2 protein-coding genes are annotated in these 1,048 nt (G+C 65.1%); both read right to left on the bottom strand.

Translation table 11 applies throughout. The annotated features are described in order from the left end of the window. Positions 1-127: deoxyribodipyrimidine photo-lyase (locus AB4Y86_RS19485; RefSeq protein WP_441403760.1), on the bottom strand; the 127-nt coding region annotated here is incomplete at its 3' end. A gap of 115 nt (positions 128-242) precedes the next feature. After that, entirely contained in the window at positions 243-1,043 is an 801-nt protein-coding gene (locus AB4Y86_RS19480) for a PspA/IM30 family protein (RefSeq protein WP_441403759.1), read from the bottom strand. Positions 1,044-1,048 lie beyond the last annotated feature (5 nt).

The raw sequence follows: 1,048 nt of genomic DNA, 5'->3' as shown, positions 1-1,048 counted from the left end.
CCCCGGGTGAGACTTCATCCAGCACGTAGACCACTGTCAGCGGGCTGTCCAGTGCCGCAGCCTCCGCCAGGGCGGGGTTGTCGTCGAGGCGGAGGTCATCGCGGAGCCAGACAAGGGTTGCAGACATGGCTCCACGCTACTGGATCACAACAGAGGCCGGCCCCCGTGGGGCCCGGCCTCTGTGCCTGCACCGGTCGCTCCTCTAGGGCAGCCCGGCAGCCGGCCGCGCCGAGGTGCGCGAGTTAGAGCTTGTCGAAGTCGGCTTCTTCCACCGTGGTGCCGGTGTCCGCGCCTGCGGTCGAGCCGTTGCCGGCGCCGAGGGCGGGCGTGCTGCCGCCGGACTTCAGCGCGGCGAGGCGTGCCTCGATTTCGGTCTGTTCGCCGAGGTCTTCGAGGGAGTTGAACTGAGCATCCAGGCTGGAGGCCGCGAGTTCCTGTTGGCCGCGGACCTTCGCCTCTTCCCGGCGGATCTTCTCCTCGAACCGGCCCACCTCCGACGTCGGATCCATGATGTCGATGCTCTTCAGGGCGTCGTGCACCTGGGTCTGTGCGGCGGCCGTCTTGGAGCGGGCCACCAGTTCGTTGCGCTTGCTGGTGAGCTCGTTGAGCTTGACCTTCATCTGGTTCAGGCCCTGCTTCAGCTTGTCCACCACATCGCTTTGGGAGGCAATGTTGGGCTCGGCCGTCTTCGCCTCGTTCTCCGAGGAAATCTGCCGTTGCAGGGCCACCTTGGCGAGGTTGTCGAACTTCTCGGCGTCCACGGCGTCGCCCTTGGCGCGGTACTCGTCGGCCTTGCGGGAGGCAGCCAGGGCCTTGTTGCCCCAGTCTTGGGCGTTCTTGATGTCTTCGTTGTAATCGTCCTGGAGCATGCGCAGGTTGCCGATGGTCTGGGCGACGGCCGATTCGGCCTCGGCAATATTGTTCGTGTAGTCACGGACCATCTGGTCCAGCATTTTCTGCGGATCCTCGGCCTGGTCCAGCAGGGAGTTGATGTTCGCCTTCGCCAGCTGGGCCATGCGGCCGAAAATGGACTGCTTAACCATGGTCC

The organism is Arthrobacter sp. 2YAF22_2 (assembly GCF_052114645.1).
Taxonomy (GTDB): domain Bacteria; phylum Actinomycetota; class Actinomycetes; order Actinomycetales; family Micrococcaceae; genus Arthrobacter.
The sequence above is the reverse complement of the archived record's forward strand: the minus strand, read 5'-3'. Positions and strand labels throughout refer to the sequence as shown.

Excerpts from the sequence above, each read along its gene's own strand:
- AB4Y86_RS19480 (WP_441403759.1), bottom strand. The coding sequence starts at position 1,043 with ATGGTTAAGCAGTCCATTTTCGGCCGCATGGCCCAGCTGGCGAAGGCG.